This is a genomic window from Anaerofustis sp., from assembly GCF_019420015.1.
Classification (GTDB): Bacteria; Bacillota; Clostridia; order Eubacteriales; family Anaerofustaceae; genus Anaerofustis.
Genome location: NZ_JAHZIA010000048.1, coordinates 9383 through 9797 on the forward strand (window position 1 = coordinate 9383; position 415 = coordinate 9797).

The 415-nt window shown below is 31.3% G+C and carries 1 protein-coding gene; it reads left to right on the forward strand.

Annotated features, from left to right (window positions below; translation table 11 throughout):
* Positions 1 to 415 (forward strand): SHIRT domain-containing protein (locus tag QZ357_RS08705; RefSeq protein WP_290776257.1); only part of this gene is annotated, 415 nt, incomplete at both ends.

The window sequence follows — 415 nt, forward strand, 5'->3', positions numbered from 1 at the left end:
GCAGGTGGAATAAAAGCAGCTCAAAATGCCGAATATCAACAATTATATATTCCAAGCACCTACATGAAAGATGGTTTGGTTATTGGTAAAAGTCAAGCTAATGATCAATTAAATTACATGACTTATGTACAAAAAGAAAAATATCCTGTTATTTATGAATTTGTAAATGGAACAAACAAACAAAAACTTCCAAAAGAAGTAACTGATTTGCTTCCTGTGGATGACAACAAATATATAGAAGGTGCAACAATCGATGCAATCCAACCAAACAAGACAGCAGTTACTGTTTCAGATGGTATGTGGGTATTTAAGGGATATGATGCTAACAGTAAATTATCCAGTGTTGATAATTTAAATAACGAAGGTTATATACAGTTTATAGGAACATGGGAATTTAAAGAAAATGAAAATATGC